We start from the raw sequence: 906 nt of genomic DNA on the forward strand, positions 1-906 counted from the left end.
TCTTCTTCTAGTTCTTTGTTCTCTTTTACTTCTTCATGAAACTGAACATATAACTTAAATAACTCACGAATTGGATCCTCTTTAACTACTTCTTCATTTCCCCATTTTTTATATGCGGTAATTAACTTTCCAAACTGTGTTCCCCAATCCCCAATATAATTAATTCCGACAACTTCATATCCACATTTTTCGGCGATATGTTTCAGCGAATTACCGATCATTGTAGAACGTAAATGCCCCATTGAAAAAGGTTTCGCGATATTAGGAGAAGAATAATCGATAACTACTGTTTTTTCACATCCAAAATGATTTTGACCGTACTCTTCTTTCTCCGTTAAAATTGTTTTTAATACTTCATCACTTACTGTTTGACGATTAAAAAAGACGTTTACATACGGGCCAACAGCCTCTATTTTCATAAAAAATGGGTCATTTAATTTCTCCGCAACTTCCTTTGCGATAGCAGCTGGTGATTTTCTATATTGCTTCGCTAGTGAAAAACATGGGAACGCTGCATCTCCGAATTCATCTTGTTTTGGTGTTTCGATTAAATCTAAAATTTGATTTTGCGTTAATTCATTCGTAAAAATATTCGATAAACTTTTCGCAAACTGCGTTTTATAATCCATACTACAACCTCCTTATTTTTTAAACACAAAAAACTCGTCTCTAAAAAAGAGACGAGTTTTAACCCGTGGTACCACCCTTGTTGTTCATTCCGAACCACTTTCCCGTTTATAACGAGGACAGGGGGCCTCGGCTTACTCTACTATTCGTTCAAGAAGCGTCTCCGAAGTGCGCTTCATCTTTTTCTTCTGCACTAGGCTCACACCATCCCTAGCTCGCTTTCCTTCTGAAAAAGACTACTCTCTTCATCACAGACAGTATATTTAATTAATTATTGCT

The 906-nt window shown here is 36.2% G+C and carries 1 protein-coding gene and 1 other annotated feature; the gene reads right to left on the bottom strand.

The annotated features are described in order from the left end of the window. On the bottom strand, positions 1–629 hold a 629-nt coding region (argS, locus tag AC1DTM_RS29025; RefSeq protein WP_477001548.1), incomplete at its 3' end, for an arginine--tRNA ligase domain-containing protein. A 44-nt stretch (positions 630–673) separates the two neighbouring features. Further along, positions 674–888: a binding site (T-box leader), on the bottom strand. Between the last annotated feature and the right edge of the window lie 18 nt (positions 889–906).

It is taken from the genome of Bacillus sp. P4_D3, assembly GCF_056401855.1.